General features: G+C 37.4%; 14 protein-coding genes. 10 read left to right on the top strand and 4 right to left on the bottom strand.

The window, feature by feature from the left end:
• The first annotated feature begins 60 nt into the window (after window positions 1-60).
• The 5 genes from B6A32_RS13715 (at window position 61) to B6A32_RS13695 (ending at window position 4,671) form a co-directional block, all read left to right on the top strand.
• Window positions 61-1,338, top strand: a complete 1,278-nt coding sequence (locus B6A32_RS13715) for an MFS transporter (protein ID WP_085305035.1) — start codon at window positions 61-63, stop codon at window positions 1,336-1,338.
• A 41-nt stretch (window positions 1,339-1,379) separates the two neighbouring features.
• On the top strand, window positions 1,380-1,907 hold the full coding sequence (gene def, locus B6A32_RS13710) for a peptide deformylase (protein ID WP_085305033.1): 528 nt from the start codon (window positions 1,380-1,382) through the stop codon (window positions 1,905-1,907).
• Window positions 1,908-2,113: 206 nt separating this feature from the next.
• Window positions 2,114-3,613 carry an MFS transporter gene (locus tag B6A32_RS13705; RefSeq protein WP_085305031.1) on the top strand — a complete coding sequence of 500 codons (1,500 nt, stop codon included), beginning with the start codon at window positions 2,114-2,116 and terminating at the stop codon, window positions 3,611-3,613.
• Between the two features lie 349 nt (window positions 3,614-3,962).
• A complete protein-coding gene (locus tag B6A32_RS13700) occupies window positions 3,963-4,379 on the top strand; it encodes a GNAT family N-acetyltransferase (RefSeq protein WP_085305028.1) in 417 nt (138 codons plus the stop codon).
• Between the two features lie 76 nt (window positions 4,380-4,455).
• A complete protein-coding gene (locus tag B6A32_RS13695) occupies window positions 4,456-4,671 on the top strand; it encodes a DUF3565 domain-containing protein (protein ID WP_085305026.1) in 216 nt (71 codons plus the stop codon).
• 482 nt (window positions 4,672-5,153) lie between these two features.
• Here B6A32_RS13695 and B6A32_RS13690 read toward each other — a convergent pair whose 3' ends face one another.
• Window positions 5,154-6,176, bottom strand: coding sequence for a LacI family DNA-binding transcriptional regulator (locus B6A32_RS13690; protein ID WP_085305023.1), 1,023 nt, complete (start codon window positions 6,174-6,176; stop codon window positions 5,154-5,156).
• Window positions 6,177-6,705: 529 nt separating this feature from the next.
• Here B6A32_RS13690 and B6A32_RS13685 point away from each other — a divergent pair.
• The 4 genes from B6A32_RS13685 to B6A32_RS13670 all read left to right on the top strand — a co-directional run bounded on the left by B6A32_RS13685 (window position 6,706) and on the right by B6A32_RS13670 (window position 14,313).
• Window positions 6,706-9,201, top strand: a complete 2,496-nt coding sequence (locus B6A32_RS13685) for a glycogen/starch/alpha-glucan phosphorylase (RefSeq protein ID WP_085305021.1) — start codon at window positions 6,706-6,708, stop codon at window positions 9,199-9,201.
• Window positions 9,202-9,515: 314 nt separating this feature from the next.
• Window positions 9,516-11,687, top strand: a complete 2,172-nt coding sequence (gene malQ / locus B6A32_RS13680; RefSeq protein WP_085305019.1) for a 4-alpha-glucanotransferase — start codon at window positions 9,516-9,518, stop codon at window positions 11,685-11,687.
• A 36-nt stretch (window positions 11,688-11,723) separates the two neighbouring features.
• Window positions 11,724-13,592 (top strand): alpha-amylase family glycosyl hydrolase, encoded by a 1,869-nt coding sequence (locus tag B6A32_RS13675; RefSeq protein ID WP_085305017.1) that lies wholly within the window; start codon window positions 11,724-11,726, stop codon window positions 13,590-13,592.
• Between the two features lie 352 nt (window positions 13,593-13,944).
• Window positions 13,945-14,313, top strand: coding sequence for a PH domain-containing protein (locus B6A32_RS13670; RefSeq protein WP_085305015.1), 369 nt, complete (start codon window positions 13,945-13,947; stop codon window positions 14,311-14,313).
• Window positions 14,314-14,457: 144 nt separating this feature from the next.
• Here the strand turns inward: B6A32_RS13670 and B6A32_RS13665 are convergent, their stop codons facing one another.
• Window positions 14,458-15,177, bottom strand: a complete 720-nt coding sequence (locus B6A32_RS13665; protein WP_085305013.1) for a glutathione S-transferase — start codon at window positions 15,175-15,177, stop codon at window positions 14,458-14,460.
• A gap of 115 nt (window positions 15,178-15,292) precedes the next feature.
• Here B6A32_RS13665 and B6A32_RS13660 point away from each other — a divergent pair, with 115 nt between their 5' ends.
• Window positions 15,293-17,593: a peptidase U32 family protein gene (locus B6A32_RS13660; protein WP_085305011.1), complete on the top strand. Its 2,301-nt coding sequence runs from the start codon at window positions 15,293-15,295 to the stop codon at window positions 17,591-17,593.
• Between the two features lie 432 nt (window positions 17,594-18,025).
• Here the strand turns inward: B6A32_RS13660 and B6A32_RS13655 are convergent, their stop codons facing one another.
• Together B6A32_RS13655 and B6A32_RS13650 are read right to left on the bottom strand one after the other, a co-directional pair.
• Window positions 18,026-18,415, bottom strand: a complete 390-nt coding sequence (locus B6A32_RS13655) for a hypothetical protein (RefSeq protein WP_085305009.1) — start codon at window positions 18,413-18,415, stop codon at window positions 18,026-18,028.
• A 331-nt stretch (window positions 18,416-18,746) separates the two neighbouring features.
• Window positions 18,747-19,628, bottom strand: a complete 882-nt coding sequence (locus tag B6A32_RS13650; RefSeq protein ID WP_085305007.1) for a leucine-rich repeat domain-containing protein — start codon at window positions 19,626-19,628, stop codon at window positions 18,747-18,749.
• Window positions 19,629-20,021: the final 393 nt, after the last annotated feature.

Raw genomic sequence — 20,021 nt, 5'->3', positions numbered from 1 at the left:
AATAATGTTATATAAAAACATCTCTCTTCAATTTTACCTACAGCAATTACAGGGTCAAAAATGCTCTCGAATATTATCATTACCCTTGCGTTATTAATTTTAAGCTTTATTGGCTTACAGCGATTATTTGTATTGCCGAAAAATATCTGGTTACTCTTTTTAGTGCAGCCTTTAGTTATGGCAGCATCACCAGTTATTGTTTTTATCGGAGGCATTTTAGCCACGAGTATGGGAGCGGATCCTGCATTAGTAACCTTGCCCGTTACTATCATGATACTGGGTGTGGCTAGTGGTGCTATTCCTGCGGCTTTATTAGCAAAAAATAAAGGGCGCCGTTTTGCTACATTTACCGGTTTTAGTGTTGGATTTTCGGGTACGTTACTCGCCGCAATTGCCGCATTAAACGGTAGTTTCGAGCTGCTAGTTTTAGCGAGTTTATTCTTTGGTGTTAGTACCGCATTTATTCAACAATTACGTTTTGCCGCGATTGAAAGCTTAAGTGATAGTAATGAAATACCTAGAGTGCTTTCTATTTTAATGCTTAGTGGTATTTTTTCTGCGTTTTTAGGTCCTGAAATTGCCGTAACCGCGAAAGACTGGGTTAGCTCGCCTTATGGCTATGCCGGTTCATTTTTATGCCTTGCTGGGCTCTTTGTTATTGCTATGTTATTCATGCTAAGTTTTAAAAACCCCGATGTAACACACAACAATAGTCCAGGTGAAGCTCGGCCGTTAAGTGTCATTATTAAACAACCTATTTTTATAATTTCGATTCTCTCAGCCGCCATTGGTTTTGCGTTAATGAGTTATTTAATGACCGCAACGCCATTAAGTATGCATAAATTACATGGTCATAGCTTAAACGATACAAAGTGGGTCATTCAAAGTCATATTGCTGCTATGTTTATTCCTTCTTTATTTACTGCGTTATTAGTTAAACGCATTGGTTTAAAGAACTTAATGTTAGCCGGCACCATTATTTATGCTGTGGTTACCGTTATTGCATTGTCTGGCGAGCAAGTAATACATTACTGGTGGGCATTAGTATTATTGGGTATTGGCTGGAATTTTCTTTTTCTTACTGGCACATCATTACTGCCACAAAGTTATCGCGACAGCGAGCGACATAAAGTGCAGGCGGTTAACGACTTTATTATTTTTGGCTTTCAGGCCACGGCTTCGTTATTAGCTGGATGGATATTATTTAAAGCGGGTTGGCATGTTGTGGTATTTACCAGTCTGCCATTTATTATCATTTTGTTTATAGTGAGTTGGTTTTACTTTAAAAAAGAGCGCGATAAAACTCGTCGGTTGTTAGCAAATAAAGCGGCCAATTAGCAACTGCCATGTTTTAAAAAATGCATAAGTGAGATAGCAATTTGAATACCTTAATAGTTTTACAACGAGGCGCACCTATATTGGCGGCTATTGCCAAGCCTGTAGACAAGATTAACACTGATGAAATAAAGCAGTTAATTGTTGATCTAAAAGCTACCGTTGCCGCCGAAAAAGGCGTGGGTATTGCGGCGCCACAGGTAGGTAAAAGTCTTCGATTATTTATTATGTGCTCTGCCCCAAATGAACGCTATCCTGATGCGCCATTACTTGCACCTAGTGTCATCATAAATCCAGAAATAATTGCAAGGAGTCATCAGCAAGAGTTAGCTTGGGAAGGTTGTTTAAGTGTGAAAGGCAAGCGTGCGCTTGTCTCTAGATATACCAGCATAGACGTTAAATATCTTGATGAAAACGCTACAAAGCATCATAAAACCTTAACCGGATTTCTGGCGAGAATTTTTCAGCACGAGTTAGATCACCTTGATGGCATAACCTTTATTGAGCGATTAAACGATGAAAGCGATGCCATTGACGAACAGCAATGGCGTCAACAAAACTTAAATAGCTAAACCTAATTAGCTACCCTCTTATTTTACCTTGTACTTATTCAAACAGAGCCTGAATAACAGGTGAATACGTATGCAGCTAATGTTGTAACTAATAGACTATTGCTAAGATGGAAATTAATAATGTTAACGTATTATTCTGTTAAAAAAATATTGAGACCGAAGAATAATAAAGATTAACGACAATTTATAACAATAAGAGTTCGTTTATGACCAACAAACCACAACTTAATTTTTGGCAAATTTGGAATATGTGTTTCGGCTTTATGGGAATACAATTCGGCTTTGCTTTGCAAAACTCCAACGTCAGTCGAATATTTCAAACCCTAGGGGCAGATTATTCAAATATGGCCATTTTATGGGTTGCTGCGCCAATAACGGGACTACTTGTTCAACCGATTATTGGCTATTTTAGTGACAACACTTGGAATCGATTAGGCCGACGTAAACCTTATTTTCTCTTTGGTGCAATCGCCGCTAGTTTGTCTTTATTTATAATGCCTAACTCCCCTACTTTATGGGTGGCAGCCGGTATGTTATGGATAATGGATGCATCGATAAACGTTTCCATGGAACCCTTTAGAGCCTTTGTTGGTGATATGTTGCCGAGAAAACAGCGTGCAATGGGCTATGCTATGCAAAGCTTTTTTATTGGCGTTGCCTCCGTTGTTGCTTCATCTCTACCTTGGATGATGACTAACTGGTTTAATATTAGCAATGTCGCAGAGCCTGGTATGGTTCCCGACACCGTAAAGTTTGCTTTTTATGCTGGTGGCGTAGTTTTTTTTCTCGCCGTTTTATGGACAATATATTCCACTAAAGAATACTCTCCTGACGAGCTAAAAGCCTTTCAAGAAGCTGAAGATAAAGATTACATTGAAGAAGACTTTATTGTCCGTAGCGCGCAAAAGTATCTCACCGGCGGTTTAATTTGGTTAGTGGTTGGTATTGTTAGTTTTGCTTTAGTGGCATTAAATATCGAACAACTAGATCAAAATTTATTTATTCTTGCTGGCGGTTTTTGTTTCTTTGGTATTTGTCAGTTAGTCGCCAGCTTAATGGCTAAAAACAATAGTAAAAATGGCTTCGCGCAAGTCATGTCTGACTTGTTTTCTATGCCCCAAACCATGAAGCAATTAGCCTTTGTACAATTTTTTTCATGGTTCCCATTTTTTGCTATGTGGACCTACACCACAGCAGCAGTTACTGATTTCCATTTTGGTAGCTCTGACGTAACTTCAGCAGCGTTTAATGAAGGTGCAGATTGGGTCGGTGTACTATTTTCAGCTTACAACTTAACCTCTGTCTTTGCTGCTATTTGTATTCCTTTGGTGGTTAAACGCTTTAATTTACGTATTGCCCACATGATTAACCTATTTTTAGGTGGCGCGGGCTTTATTTCATTCCTGTTTATTAAAGATCCAACCTTACTTATTATCTCTATGATCGGTATAGGTTTCGCTTGGGCTTCTATATTATCAATTCCGTACGCTATTTTGGCTAACGCTTTACCGGCTAAAAAAATGGGTTTATATATGGGAATATTTAATTTTTTCATTGTATTACCACAAATATTAGCAGCGAGTGTTTTAGGCTTCCTCATTACCAAAGTATTCGATAACCAACCGGTTTATTCGTTAGTTATTGGCGGCGTAAGTATGCTCATTGCAGGTTTATTAACACTCAGAGTAAAAGAGCCTGACTATTAGCAACAATCCCCTTTTATCATGCTTTAAAATTAACTCACTTTAGTAATCACAGAGCCTAAGTTGGTATACGTTAACGAACTTAGGCTTTTTAATTTAATCGTTAGCGGCTACTCAGTTAGCTAAATTTTTGGTTAGTTATGTAGATACTTGCTGGTTTACTTCCATGATGAGTTACTTGATTAGTTAGCGAGTCAATAGCCTAATCACTGGCCGCATTAGTATTCTTAACGATGCACTATTTATATATGATACTTTATATGGTTAACATTAAGTCCTTTCGTTAATAGCCAAAAAATGCTTGAATCAAGCGCTATGACGTTTAGTCAATTAATTCAGCAATGGGGAATTCATGCAAGTAAATATTATTAAAAAAGTGGCAGCCGTAGAAGACTTCTTACGTTTAAGAATAGTGTCAGGTTTAACACCACGCCCTGCTGAAGCCGCGAAAAGAGCCTTACCCAATAGCTTATTCGGCGTGCACCTTGTTGTTGACGATTGTACCGTCGCTATGGGAAGAGTAGTCGGTGACGGCGCGTTAAATTTCGAAGTTGTTGATGTCGCAGTCGATCCTAACTACCAAGGTAAAGGTTTAGGCAGTATCGTTATGCAAAACATTATGGGCTATCTTGAACAAAATGCGGTTGAAGGTGCCTATATTACTTTACTCGCTGACGTACCTCAGCTTTATAAAAAATTTGGCTTCGTGCTTAGTAGGCCCGCATGCGAAGGTATGCATTGGGAACCTAGCCCAATAAACAATACTTAGCTTCTTCGCATCTAGTAACCGACTAAAGATTTGAGTTTAAAAACTTAAACGGCTTCTTTATAAACTTAGGATTAACATGCTAAAAGCAATAATTGACTATCATCTTGATGAAGAAAACCATTGGGTTGCTCGCCTAGCGTGCGGACACTTTCAACATGTTCGTCACCAACCCCCATTTATTAATCGGCCATGGGTGCTAGAAAAGTCGACACGGAATGCAAAACTGGGCCAGAAGCTAAATTGTATTAAGTGTGATAATGGTGCCATTAAAGACTTTAAGCCGACAGGTTAATGCTTGTTATAGTGTATTTCAACCTTGTTTTAGCGCAGCTTAAACTACCTAAGGAAAGGGGAGAATCAATTAACCTGAACTCTGGATAATGAGTGCTTGATATTTAAGCGAACCAAAAGCTTAGGTAATAAAGTAAATGCTATAGCCAAGTGAACATCACGAATAGATATCATCAATGCTTCATTTTATGACATTTTTAAGGCAAAACGTTTATGAATAGCGCGCTATTTATCGACGTTTTAACGCAGAAAATGGCTTAAAAGGGAGCATTGAGCAAGTGCTGCTTATCCAGAGTTTAGGTTACATAACCTGAACTCTGGATAATGAGTGCTTGATACTCAAGTGAATCAAAAGCTTAGGTGGTAAAGTAAATGCTATAGCCAGGCGAACATCACCAATAGACACTATCAATGCTTCATTTTATGCCTTGAAAATGGCTTAAAAGGGAGCATTGAGCAAGTGCTGCTTATCCAGAGTTCAGGCTAACTACCACAAGATTTTCGTACAACCAATGTCGCTGGCATTAATTGCGTGTGTGCTTCTTCGCCGCTCACTAACTGTAGTAACTTATCAACTAAAATTTCACCAGCTAAAACGGTGTCTTGCTTAGCGGTAGTTAAAGCAGGAGAAGTTGAGCAAGCCGTAGCAATATCATCAAAACCCGCTATTGCCACATCACCCGGAACGTTATAACCCGCTTCTTGAATCGCTCGCATTGCGCCAATAGCAATTAAGTCGCTTGCAGTACAAATAGCATCAAACTTTATTCCTTTTGCAATTAACTGTTTAGCTGCTTGATAGCCCGATTCATCAGTAGAAATAGCATCAATTTGTAGGTTACTATCGACCTTAAGATTATTGTCTTTTAATGCTTGGCAATGACCAGTATAACGATCTAAAAATTCAGGAGAACCTGTGCTTACACCACCTAAAAACGCGAAATGTTGACGGTTATTTTTGATTACATGCTCAGTAACTTGATAACCGCCGTCGAAATTATCACAACCAACAGAAACTACTGACAGCCCTTTTACATCAGCCCCCCAGCGTACAAAATGAGTTTCTTGTTTGATCAGTTGAACAAGCTTTTCTTCATAATCTGTGTAATCGCCATAGCCAAGTAAAATAATACCATCTGCTTTGCGGGTGTCTTCAAAATCAGCGTGCCAATCGTTGCTCATTTGCTGAAACGATACCAATAAGTCGTAACCTTTTTTAGCGCTAGCGCGGGTAATGCTGCCCAACATTGACAAGAAAAATGGATTTATTAATGAATCATCATTGGTCGGATCTTCAAATAACAGTAATGCAATAGTGCCACTGAGTTGTGTGCGCAAACTACTGGCATTTCTATCAACTTTGTAATTTAATTCTTTAGCAATTTCTTGAACACGACGACGTGTTTCCTCATTTACCAACGGGCTGTTGCGCAATGCGCGCGATACGGTTGATTGAGAAACGCCGGCTCGATAAGCGATATCAAATGATGTTTGTTTTGCTCTCACGACACACCTATAAATGAAAAAATCTTATTCATATTAACCGAGGAAATAAGCTAAGTACATAAGTTAATTACCATTAGTGCTAGCAATAGTGAAGAGAAAATATAGGAACAAAACCAAACACTCCTTCTCTTTAATCAATGCTTGTTATCAGCCCAATATCTTATCAACCGTGCTGCTGTAAATATTTTCTTTAAAACTTATTAGTGTCAAAAAATAAAATAAATCGCATACAAAATGGCTAATCTGCATACGTATGCATGTAAATTTACTGATCTTTTTATTGTGCATACGTATGTAGTTTATTGCTCTAATTACTGACATCGGCATAATCAATTTACGCGTTAATTTAATATTTTGCTTTCACTGGCATTGAGCCAAAGCGGGTATTATCGACGATGGTAGCCCCATCGATTACATGCTGTTTGCATAACGGATTAAAAGCAGACATGACGTTGCTTCACTTTTTACTAACAATTTTAAAGTGAAATTTACCGGCATTAAAATGTCCGATTAAAGAGTTTGTAGTTATATGATCACCAACACAAAAACAACTGAAACCATTACGCCAAATCTTAGTGTGGCGGAAATAAGCCAGCGTATTAAGCACCACTTACAATTTACCCAAAGTGAGCAAAATGGTTGTGATAAAAAACCTGCTTACTGGCGTGCCACGTCTTTAGCGCTTAATGATGTTATTGTAGATAAACTACAACGTACTAAACTTCGCCAACAACAAAGTGAAGTAAAATCAGTAAACTACCTTTCTCTCGAATATTTAATGGGTCGTTTACTTTCAAACAATTTACATAATTTAGATTTATACACACCAACCCAAATAGCACTTAAAAACATGGGTTTTGAATTAGCCGACCTATGTGAGCAAGGTGCAGATTTAGCACTTGGCAATGGTGGTTTAGGGCGTTTAGCAGCCTGCTTTTTAGATTCACTTGCCACATTAGATTACAACGCTATGGGTTACGGCGTGCACTATCAGCACGGTTTATTCAAGCAAAGCTTTGTTGACGGTAAACAAATAGAACAACCTGATATGTGGCGAGAGTTTGGTAGCCCATGGGAAGTTTGTCGCCCGCAATCTAGTCAGAAAATAGCGTTATATGGTTATGTAGAAGACGTTGCTCAAACAGATGGCACAACAAAACCCGTTTGGCATGCCGGTAAAATGTTACAAGGTGTTCCGTGGGATGTTCCTATTGTTGGTTATAATTGTGAAACAGTAAATACCTTGCGTCTTTGGGAGTGTAGAGCAGAAGAAGCTTTTGATTGGGAATTACTCAATCGTGGTGACTATTTACAAGCCCATCAACAACAAGTTGCCGCTGAAGTTGTTTCTAAAGTACTTTACCCAAATGACGAGCATGAGGCTGGTAAAGAGTTGCGCTTTATTCAACAATACTTTTTCTGTGCTTGTTCAGTACAAGATATTATTGCCCGATTTGAAAATCAATATGGCGCTATTGCTGATAGCAATAATTGGTCAACATTTTGCGACAAAGTCGCTATTCAGTTAAATGACACCCACCCTACTATCGCTATTGTAGAGTTAATGCGTACGCTAATGGATGATCATAACCTTGAATGGGATAGCGCATGGGCGATTTGCCAAAAGGTTTTTGCTTATACTAATCATACCTTGTTACCTGAAGCATTAGAAAAATGGTCTGTAGCATTATTTCAGCGCGTATTACCGCGCCACTTAAACATTTTATACCGTATTAATGATGCGTTTTTAAATAATGATGTTGAATCATTATGGCCAAATAATAACGACATGCGCGCCCGCTTATCTTTAATTGAAGAAGGTAATGAACCTAAAGTTCGTATGGCGCACCTTTGTGTGATTACTGCTCATAAAGTTAATGGTGTAGCGCAAATTCATTCTGATCTTGTAAAACAAGATTTATTCCCAGAATTTAACCAATTATGGCCAACAAAATTAACCAATGTTACTAACGGCATTACCCCACGCCGTTGGCTAAAAGCCTGTAACCCGCTTCTAGCTAATTTACTCGATAAAACAATAGAGGGTGATTGGGCTAAAAACCTTAACATGTTAAGCGAATTAACCACGCTAGCTGAAAACAGCAAATTTCAAGCTGAGTTTATGACCATAAAGCAGCAAAATAAAATTGCTTTAACCAAAGAAATAAAAGCCTTAACCGGCATAACCGTTAGCCCTGATGCTATTTTTGACGTGCAAATTAAACGTTTACATGAATATAAAAGACAGCACTTAAATCTTCTACACATTATATCGCTTTATCGTCAGTTACTTGAAAACCCGGAACTCGATATACAGCCTAGAGTATTTATTTTTGGTGCTAAAGCCGCGCCGAGTTACCAGTTAGCGAAAGAAATTATTTACGCCACCAATAAAATTGCTGAAAAAATAAATAATGACGAGCGCATCCAAGACAAGTTAAAAGTAGTTTTCTTACCTAATTATCGTGTTAGCCTGGCTGAAAAAATTATTCCAGCGGCTGATGTTTCTGAGCAAATTTCAACTGCAGGTAAAGAGGCTTCGGGTACTGGCAACATGAAGCTAGCACTTAATGGCGCAGTAACAATAGGTACGCTTGACGGTGCCAATATTGAAATTGCAGAAGAAGTAGGTGATGAAAACATATTTATTTTTGGCTTAACCGTAGATGAAGTTAAAACCTTAGATACAAACGGTTATAACCCGTATCACTACTACGAAAATAACGCCGAAATTCGCGCTTGTTTAGACTGGTTAGATACCGACTACTTTACACCGGGCAAACCTGGCGAGTTATCTGCAATTAAAGACTGCTTTTTAACGGGTGGAGATCCTTACAAAGTATTAGCAGATTTTCAAAGCTATGCCGATGCCCACAAAGCATTAGATAAAGCTTATAAAAATCAACAACAATGGGCGAAAATGGCCATATTAAATACCGCACTAATGGGTAAGTTTAATTCAGATCGCTCAATTGAAGACTATGTAGAAAATATTTGGCACTTAACGCCATGTAAATCTAGTTAAGGTCAGCAAAGGCTCTATAGCTATTAATAGATCGACTGAAAAAATAAATAAGTTGTAGCTCAAACCGAGTAATTACTAACCGGTAAGTATTCGGTTTGTTTAACTTAAAAAGCAGCAACGGTGTTCTGGCATAAATTAATGCCCGTTCATCATTTTTTTAAAAGCACATTTATTGTCGAAATTAAAGCCAGTAAACAGTAGCTAGCAAAACTAAAAATACGAATTACTAGCACAGCTACCTTGTTTAGTTAGCTGTCACTTAAAAATTAAATCGCTTGCAGCTTTATGCTAGCGAAAAGTAAAGAGAAGATAGAATGAATTTAATTGAGAAACTTGCAGAACTCGTTGGCTTTCATACCACCTACACCAATTCATTTGGCGAGCAAGTATATGCTCAAGATCAAGCGAGACACTCTTTACTCAATGCTATGGGATATGATCTATCTTGTGAAGAAAAAATTGCCAATAGCATAACCGAATTAGAGCAAACCACTTGGCGAAATATGTTGCCACCATCACACATTGCTAAGTTTGAAGCTGATCATCATGAAATTATTATCAGCCTTGCTAGTGCTGAAGTAACTCAACTCGCTTTTGAAATAACCTTAGAATCTGGCGAAAAAATTAGCGATAGTATTTCATTGGCCTCATTAACTTTATTAGAGTCGATAACATTTGAAGATGCTAGCTTTAATAAATACCACTTGCCTCTGCCAAGCTTAGTACAAGGCTATCATCAATTAACGCTGCAATACGGCGAAAATAGCGCTTGTTGCCCTTTAATTTATGCCCCTAAAACATGTTACAGCCCACAAGAAGCATCGAAGGACAAAATGTGGGGCTACGCTGCTCAACTTTACTCGTTAACCAGTGAAGACAACTTAGGCATGGGTGACTTTGGTGATTTAGCAAAATTAGTTGAAAAGTCAGCCAAACAAAACGCCTCTGCGATTGGTTTAAACCCATTACATCCTTTGTATCAAAATAATCCAGCTCACCGAAGCCCTTATTCACCAACCAGTCGTTGCTTTTTAAATACCCTGTACATTGACTTAAAGCAGGTACCTAACTTTTTAACCTGTGAAGCAGCACAGTCACGCTTTAATAGTGAAGAAATACAAAACAAAATTGCTTATGCAAAACAAACAGAATTAATTGATTACCCTGCAGTAGCCGATGTTAAATTTGAAATTTTAGAACTGTTATTTCAAGACATTGATAACTTATCTCCTGCAGAAATAACCGAATTTAATGACTTTAAAGCTAATGAAGGTGAAGATCTAATACAGCTTGCCACTTTTGAAGCGCTCTATGAGCACTTTAGAAAGACAGATGAAAACGCTTATGGCTGGCCAGATTGGCCAGTGGCTTTTCAAACACCTGATAGCGCTGAAGTAAAAGCATTTCAGCAAACAGAGTCGAGCCGTGTTAACTATTTTTGTTACGTGCAATGGCTTGCTCATCGCCAATTAAAATCAATTGCCAACCAAGCAATAACATCAGGTATGCCAATTGGCTTATACCTTGATTTAGCCGTAGGTTGTGATGGCTCAGGTGTAGATGTTTGGGCAGACAAAGATGTTTATGTTGCTGGCGCAGCCGTTGGTGCACCGCCTGACGCTATGAATACCATAGGGCAAGATTGGGGACTAACGCCAATTAACCCTGTTGCTTTGCAAAAGCAAGGGTATCAACCACTGGTTAAAGCTTTACGCAGTAATATGCAATATGCAGGAGCATTACGCATTGACCACATTTTAGGGCTAATGCGTCAATATTGGGTAGCACCCGGCATGAGAGCCGATGAAGGTGTTTATATTACTTTTCCATTGGCAGACATTTTACGCATTATCGCTTTAGAATCTCGTCGCAATAGCTGTGTTGTTATTGGTGAAGACCTAGGTACAGTGCCTGAAGGTTTTGGTGAAATAATGGCTAGCGCTGGTTTGTTGTCATACAAAGTATTGTTTTTTGAGCGCTGGGAATCAGGATTTTTTATGCGTCCTGAGCTTTACCCTGCTCAATCTATGGTTACTATATCAACCCACGATTTACCCACACTAACAGGCTGGTGGATAGGTAAAGATCTTGAATGGCGTCAAAAACTTAGTCTTTATCCGAATGAAGAAATGGGTCAAAACGAGCGTGACAGCCGAATTATCGATCGTCAATTGCTAATCGATGCATTAGTAGATCTTAATGTTATCGATATAAGCGAAGCGCCAACACAAGCCCCTGCAAAAATGAACCGAGAACTTAGCTTAAGTGTGCAAAAGTATATGGCTAAAGCGCCAAGCCATATTCAATTAATTCCATTAGAAGACGCTTTAGAGATTGTTGAGCAAGTCAATATTCCCGGCACCATAGACGAACACCCTAATTGGTTGCAAAAGTTACCTGTTACCATTGAAGAATTTGATAAAACAAATTCGGTTAATGACTTAGCTCATGCAATGAACCAAGCAAGACCAAGACCAAGATCATAATCGCTTTTACATTTGTAAACTTAGGATAATAAAAACATGTTTAAAAAAAATAAACTATCCACTTTGCTGATATCGACCATAGCAATCTTAGCTTTTAGCGGCTGTAGCAATGAGCAAATAAGCAATGAGCAATTAAGCAGTGATAACAAAAGTGAAATAACGGCGGTAGATCAAGCAAAAATATCATCTAATGCTATAAATAAACAACGTAAAACGGCGGCTGATTTACCACATTATCTTGAGCGCGATGTACAAGAAGAAGTGTTTTATTTTGTTATGCCAGACCGTTTTAATAACGGTAATACGAGTAATGATTTAGGCTCAAAAACCCAACCCATTTCTGCTGGTGGTTTTGATAAAACGAATAAAGGCATGTTCCATGGTGGAGATATTCAGGGCTTAAAAGACAAGCTGCCTTACTTAAAATCATTAGGTATTTCCTCTATTTGGTTAACGCCTATTTTACGAAACCAAGCCGTACAAGCTGACAGCTCCGGTTATCACGGCTATTGGGTATTAGACTTTACCAAGATTGACCCACATTTAGGTAGCAATGAAGATTTAAAAGCGCTTATCGATAGCGCTCATGCAGAAAACATTAAAATATATTTTGATATTATTACTAACCACACCGCTGATGTGATCAAGTATGTTGAATGTCATGGTGAAGACGGATTGCAATGGCTCGTTAGTTCAGACAAAGGCTGCCCATTTAAATCAGCAGCACAAGTTGAAGCTGGCGATAAATACACCACAGTTATTCCAAAAGGCCATGAACAATTAAAAACACCAGCTTGGCTAAACGATCCTAAATATTATCACAACCAAGGTGATTCATTTTGGCAAGGCGAAAGCTCAAAGCGTGGCGACTTTTCTGGCCTTGACGATATCGATACCAATAATCCTGAAGTACTTAAAGGCTTAACCGATATTTTTAAAAACCTGATCACTGAATTTAAGCCTGATGGCTTTCGTATTGATACAGTTAAACACGTAAACACTGATTTTTGGGCTAAGTTCTCTCCTGCTCTAGTTGAGCATGCCCAAGGTTTAGGCATAAAGAATTTTTTTATGTTCGGCGAAGTGTATAGCTTTACTAGTAAAGAATTAAGTGAATACACCACCGCGGGAAACATGCAGTCTGTATTAGACTTCAGCTTTCAAAGTGCCATGGTACAAAACTTAATTGAGCAAAAAGGCACTAAAGTGTTAGCCAAGCTTTTTGCTAATGACATTGACTACTTAGATCACGACAGCAATGCTAATCAGTTAATGAACTTTACCGGTAATCATGACATGGGACGCTTTGCCTATATGTTAAAGCAGAGTGAGTTTAACTACAGCGAAGATCAAATGATCAAGCGTACATTGCTTGCACACGCCATGACCTACTTTATGCGTGGCGTACCAATTATTTATTACGGTGACGAGCAAGGCTTTGTTGGTGATGGCGGCGACCAAGCGTCGAGACAAGATATGATGCCATCGTTGGTTGAAAGCTATAATGACGACGATTTACTCGCAACCGATGCAACAACCGCTGACGATAACTTTGATATTAACCACCCTATTTACCAAAGCTTTGCTCAATATGCCGATATATTCTACCGCTACCCGGCTTTACGTCGCGGCGAACAACAAACGGTATTTCAAGCGGATAACAACCCTATATTTGCCGTTAGCCGTACGATGAAAAATAATGAGCTAGATAAAAATGCAAATGCGAGTAATCAAACGCTATTAATCGCATTCAACACTAGTGATAAAACTGCGAAAGCTAACCTTGAACTTAACGGCGCTAATTATCGATTGGTTGCAGGCAAGGGTAATTTAATGACGAAACTAAAAGATAAAGAAAGTCTTGAGTTGCCGCCATTGAGCTTCGTTATTTTTGAAAAAATATAGCGAGCTACCGCATAGTTAATTGTTAATTGTTAATTGTTAATTGTTAATTGTTAATTGTTAATTGTTAATTGTTAAGCAAAAAGAAAAACAACTTAGATTAATAGCGATATAAAGCCTGTAACAATTAAATTGTTACAGGCTTTATTATTTTCACAATAAGACTATCGAAAAATTGCTACAAACTTAGTTACAGTATTTTGATTTATGGAATCGCGCTATGTATTTGTAAAAGTAATGTACTTGTAAAAGTAATGTACTTGTAAAAGTAATGTACTTAAGTAAACTGAAAGGAAATAGCGTAAACGAATACGCAGCAAACAAGTGAACAAACTAACAACAAAAAGGAAGTTCCATGATTGATTTTGAAAACAAAGGTTTTTTTAAACTAAAGCAAGATGCCAGCTATGGTGAAAAGGTTGCTGATTTACTGTTAGACGATGAGCAAATTGTAGACTCATACAAAACCATGCGCGATGGCGTGGTGTTTACCACTAAACGAATAATTTCGGTTAACGTACAAGGTATTACGGGCAGTAAGAAAGATTTCACCTCGCTGCCATACAAAAACATTGTTGCTTATTCGATTGAAACTTCAGGCACTTTTGATCTGGATTCAGAATTAGAAATTTACTTTTCAGCGGTTGGCAAAGTCAGATTTGAATTTTCAGGCAAAACGTCAATGTTAGAAGTGTCTAAAATAATATCTGGCCATGCTCTATAATATTAGAGCTTAGCATTTTAATTTCGTTAGCTGTTTTGTAAGCTTTGTCATAGGTTAAATACATAGCTGAATTCTTCCAAGCTAGCGAAATTAAATACCTAAACAGTGTCTAATTCATCTAAAGCATTAAATTTTATTAAGATATTACTTACCTCCAACAAAAATTACTTCTTCTTTATTATCTAACCATAGCGGATATTTCGCCATTACCTTAGTAAACATAGGGCTTTGTAAATAGCGATTAAGCCACTCTTTTACATGCGGGTAAGGAGATTGCAAATACCACTGTCGCTCTATACGCGCAAATTGACGAATAAAAGGTAGTAAAGCAATATCGAGTAAGCTTTCGTGTGCCGACATTAAATAGTTATGCTCAGCAAGCCTTAGCTCGAGCATTTTTATATAATGCTCGCAAGCTTCTCGACACTCATCAATGTTAGTTTCGTGGTAACGTTTAGCACATTTATAAGCCTCTAAACGCTGTTTAAATTCAATATCAAATTCATCAATAAACGCTAACATTTCAGGCAATGCTTCTGGCTGATCGCTTTGCAGTAAATTATGCGGATCGCCACGGCGAAGTGCCCAAAGCATAATATCTCGGCTTTCATCGATAACTACATCTTGTACAGCGTTAATACTTTTATCTGCGTTATTGTTGGATAACTCACTGGCAGAGGCACTGCAATTTCCTAGCACGATAACTGGCACTGTGCCCTTTGGCGACGCTAAAAGCATTTCTGAAGGTTTATTACTTAGCACCAAGTCGCGAAGTGCAACCGGTTGCTGCGATTTAAAAATAGCAATACGTGCACGCATTGCATACGGGCAGTTTCGCAAAGAATAAAGAATAGGAAGTGACATAAGGAGACTCTTGAACAGGTGCTTTTTGTATTGTTGCAACTTTAACGGTATTCATTAGGGAAATATACGGGTAAAATCCCTGCTTTGAAATTTAGCGAACAAAAAAGTTGTACCAATGGAACATAAAATAGAATTATTAGCGCCTGGCGGCGATGTCGATGCAATTAAAGCAGCCATTATAGCAGGAGCTGACGCGGTTTATTGTGGCTTAGATACACTCAATGCCCGAAACCGTGCTTCTAACATTTCATTTGAGCAACTTATCGGTATTATTCGCCTAGCGCATCAATACCAATGCCAAATATTCTTAACCTTAAACGTTATCATTTTAGAGCGTGAATTTACCTCAATTGCTAAACTATTGAGTAAGCTAGTTAATACCACGTTAGATGGCGTTATCGTGCAAGATATTGGCATGTTTAACATTATTAAAAAGCATTTTCCGACCTTAGATATTCATGCTTCTACACAATTAACTACGCATAACATTGGTCAAATACCTTTTTTGAAAAAATTAGGCGCTTCACGCGTTAACTTATCTCGCGAATTAAATTTACGAGAAATTACCGCCATTAATAATGTTTGTGTTGAGCACGATGTATTAACCGAAGTATTTGTACATGGCTCATTGTGTGTCGCGTTTTCAGGGCTGTGTTACTCAACTTCAGCCAGTGTAGGTAACTCTGGCAACCGTGGCCGTTGTAGCCAAGCCTGTCGTGAAGAATATGAAACCACACCTTCGGGCCATAATTTCCCGTTAAACATCAAAGACAACTCAGCCTTTTTCGACTTACCTGCTTTAATAGAAGCGGGTGTACATTCATTTAAAATTGAAGGTCGTATAAAAGGCGCAAACTACGTTCACACGGTTGTTGATAGTTTCCGTAAGCAAATTGATGGTTTTTTAAATACCGGTGAATTAACCGAAGATGGCGAACGTCTTTATAAAGTTTTTAATCGTGACTTCTCTAATGCTTTTTTACGCGGTGATTTAAACCAGTCAATGTTTATAGATAACCCGCGCGATAACTCTAAAGTACATGCGGTGAGTAAATTTACAGCCGACGATAGCCAAGCGATTTCAGTAGTTCAAATTCAAGAAGTAGAGCAAAACCTACAAACAGATAAAAACGATATTGAAGCTGAAGTGGTTGAAAAAATTAAACACTTGAGTATTGAAAAAGTACCGTTAACGTTAAGCTTTTCAGCTCAACTTGATCAACCGTTAACCATTACGGTAACAACAACGGGCTTTTCTATTGAGCAAAATACTTTTACCGTGCAATCAACTAGCTTATTGCGCGCCAGTGAAAACGCCAGCATAGATAAAGCAACGATAGAGAAACGTTTTAAAAGCTTTAACAACGCTGAGTTTTTACTTAATGAACTAAATTTCGATAATCTAACTTCAGGCTTAAGCATTCCGTTTAAAGAGTTAACTGTTCTTAAAAACCAAATAGCTAGCCGTTTAAATAACGCCGTTGATATTATTCCTGAAGTTACCTTACCTAAATTAGTTAACCACCCGAAAGTATCGGCCAAAAACGCGAGTAAAGCTGAATTATCAATATTGATTTGTGATGAAGCTGACGCCGAGCTAGCCCATGTTACTAATGCCGACATTTACTTCAAACTACCTGACGCTTACAAGCGTGGTTGTACTAAGTACGTGAGTTTTTTACAGCAAAATCCACGTTTAATTCCGTGGTTTCCAGCCGTACTTATTGGCAAAGATTACGACGTAGCAGTAAATATTTTAGAACAAGTTAAACCTGCACTCATAGTTACTAACAACACCGGCATAGCTTTTAAGGCCAATAAATTAGGTATTAAATGGATCGCAGGACCATTTTTAAACACCACTAATTCATATGCGCTGTTAGCGATGAAAGAAGATTTTGATTGTAGTGGTGCATTTATTTCAAACGAAATTAATGCCATGCAAATAAAGCATATTGCGCGTCCTGAAAACTTTAAATTATTTTACAGTATTTACCACCCTATTTTGTTGATGACTAGCCGACAATGTTTCTTCCAACAAAGCGTTGGCTGTGAAAAACCACGTATCGACAATGGCTGTATGCTCTCATGTGATAAATCGACCAGTATTACTAATCTTAAAGGTGTGTCGTTCGCTATTGATAAACAAAAAGCAGGCTACCCAAGTATTTATAACCAAGATCAGTTTTTGAACATGGAAATTATTGACGACCTATCTCACATGTTTGACAGCTTTATGATTGATTTAACCAACATCGGCGCTGGCGATAAAGAATCTCCAGATAAAGCCTTGTTAATTCAGAAATTTGAAGCTTTATTGTCGAATAAATCACAAGATGAAGCGTCACCGGTAAAACAGCAACTTAATAATTTAGTGCCGGAATCAACCAATATTCAATATCATAATGGTTTGTAGACAGCCTCGAATTGGGCTAGTAAAGAGAAGATAAGAAACATTAAAGCCTCTAATTTACTTATAAGTAAATTAGAGGCTTTTTCACTTTATAAATATTAAATAATTGACCAAACGACTTTAGTTATCGACTATGGCACAACCCAACCGTTTCTCGCTTCGAATAATTTAAGATGTCACGCTTCTTAAAGACCTCATTAAGGTGCATTAAAATAGTCAATTAAAATGAGCATGACCGGAACAAAAAACAACTGTTTTTGTTCCGGTTGTATTGATGATTTAGGAAGCGTGTCTGTTTAATAAGTTGTGTGTGTTGAAATCAGACAACTAATCGCCCCCTTCAGCAAACCAATAGCTACTTACTATATAAAGCAGACTCCGGGCTAGTCAAACACCCGAATAAGGTGTCGGCTGCGCGAGACCTACTCTTATTTGTTATATTTTTAAAACTCCCAAACTACTTAGCCATTTATAGGCTTCATCTATATTTTGACAAAAATTTGTTTCGACATTAGTTAAAACAGAATGGCTATCTTCCATCAACATTTTTTGAATAGACAGACAACAAATCACAGCTTCATATTTTTGGTTATTAATATTGCCCCATTGATTTAACTTATCAATTTCATTCCACATTTCTGGTGTTGATAATTCCCATTGACTCATATCAACTAAACATGCCCAAGGTTTATCATTTATTGTTTCTACAAGTTCTTTGTACTCTTTACAAAGCCTTAAAACTGTTTGAATATTCCAAGAATCAAAACATTTAACAATTAATGTTTGATCAACTATTTTCATATCAAATGAACCGTGTTCTTGCATATAAACCTCAGAAAAATATAACAAGCCTTTAGAATTACTCGTTTGTTATTTATAATTTTTTAATCAAAATACTTTAACTGGATTGCTTTCTTTTAACAATTTAATAATGACACTCATCTTAAAGACCTAATTTAATAATGACACTCATCTTAAAGACCTCATCAAGATACAACAAAATTGTCGATTAAAATAAGCATGGCACGATCAAAAACCAACTATTTTCGCCCGGTTTTATTAATGATCTAGAATGAGTATCAGCTTAATATACAGCTATTAAAATATGCGGTGGAAAACAAGTTTTAATGCTTGCGGTCCACCTCAGGGCGTGTTGTTAGGAATACGACGCCACTAAACTTAAAAATTCATTTTCTAGTTTCTTAACTTTTAGTTCACTACAAACTGTGCAAATCTGCCTTTTATTCTTAGCCATTGGCAGCACCATTTCTCCTTTCATGCACTTTACGCAAATTTCATTTGTTTTACGGAAAGCGTAAATATCATGATCACAATTTGGTAAGGAAGCATAAATACGAGCGAACTCAGATAAAGGATAATAAATTGGAAGATCCAAGTATTTAAGCCTTTTTAATTTAGAAATCGCAGAGACATCCTCACTTTCAACTTTGAGTCTATGCAGATCAAGGAACTCAAGATTTGTTAAATGAGAAATAGCATCAATGCTTGATAATGATTGTTTACCAAACATTCCACCAGTGAATGTTAAGCCTACTAGATTATTGAGGTTTTTGATTGCTGAGATATCATTGATTTTTTTAAGTTCATGCAACTCTAACCACTTTAAGTTTTTTAATTTCTTCAAGCTTTCTAATGTTTCTAACTGTGTACAACTACCAATATATAATCGTTCGAGTGATTTAAGATCTCCAACGTTCACCAAATCAGTAATGCCATTTCCACTCCACTTAATAAATAGCGACCTTAATTTAGGTAGTCTAGAAACCGAGTCAAGTAGCCTTTGAGGTACTCGACTATAAAACCAGATATGCTCGACATGAGTTAGTGTTGGTATTAATGTAGCCCATTCGTCTACTAATTTCTTTTGCTTGGACGCAGATAAGTTTAGTTGAGTGCAAGCAATACGTAGGTCAGATTGCCCTTCATATTCAGAAGGAAAATTAATAGTTTTTGGGCATTCTTTACGGTGTTCCCATGACAGAAATTGTTCAATGCTTAAATCTACGTACGAATTCAAATAGTATTCCTAACGAGCCTGTAGAATTACTCGTTTTTTATATAATTTTTAATCAAAATACTCTAACTGGATTATTTTCTTTTAACAATCAAAAACGTCTACGTTTTTGGACGATTTTTATTTTTGCATCGTTAAAGGTTTATTATTTAAGATTATTTAAGATGACACTCAACTTAAACGTTATTTAAGATGACACTCAACTTAAATACAATAAAACCACATAGCATCGTTATTTAAGATGACACTCAACTTAAATACAATAAAACCACATAGCACTGATATTTCTCTGTTGTTGCCATAAATAAGCTTCACGATTGGCTATTAGCAACGGAAGATTATTAGTTTTCTCTTAAACGACACCAAAAAACCAACTTTTTGGCAAGTCTCATCCTC

The sequence above is a fragment of the Colwellia polaris genome (genome assembly GCF_002104515.1).
In the GTDB taxonomy this organism is placed as follows: domain Bacteria; phylum Pseudomonadota; class Gammaproteobacteria; order Enterobacterales; family Alteromonadaceae; genus Cognaticolwellia; species Cognaticolwellia polaris.
The sequence above is the reverse complement of the archived record's forward strand: the minus strand, read 5'-3'. Positions and strand labels throughout refer to the sequence as shown.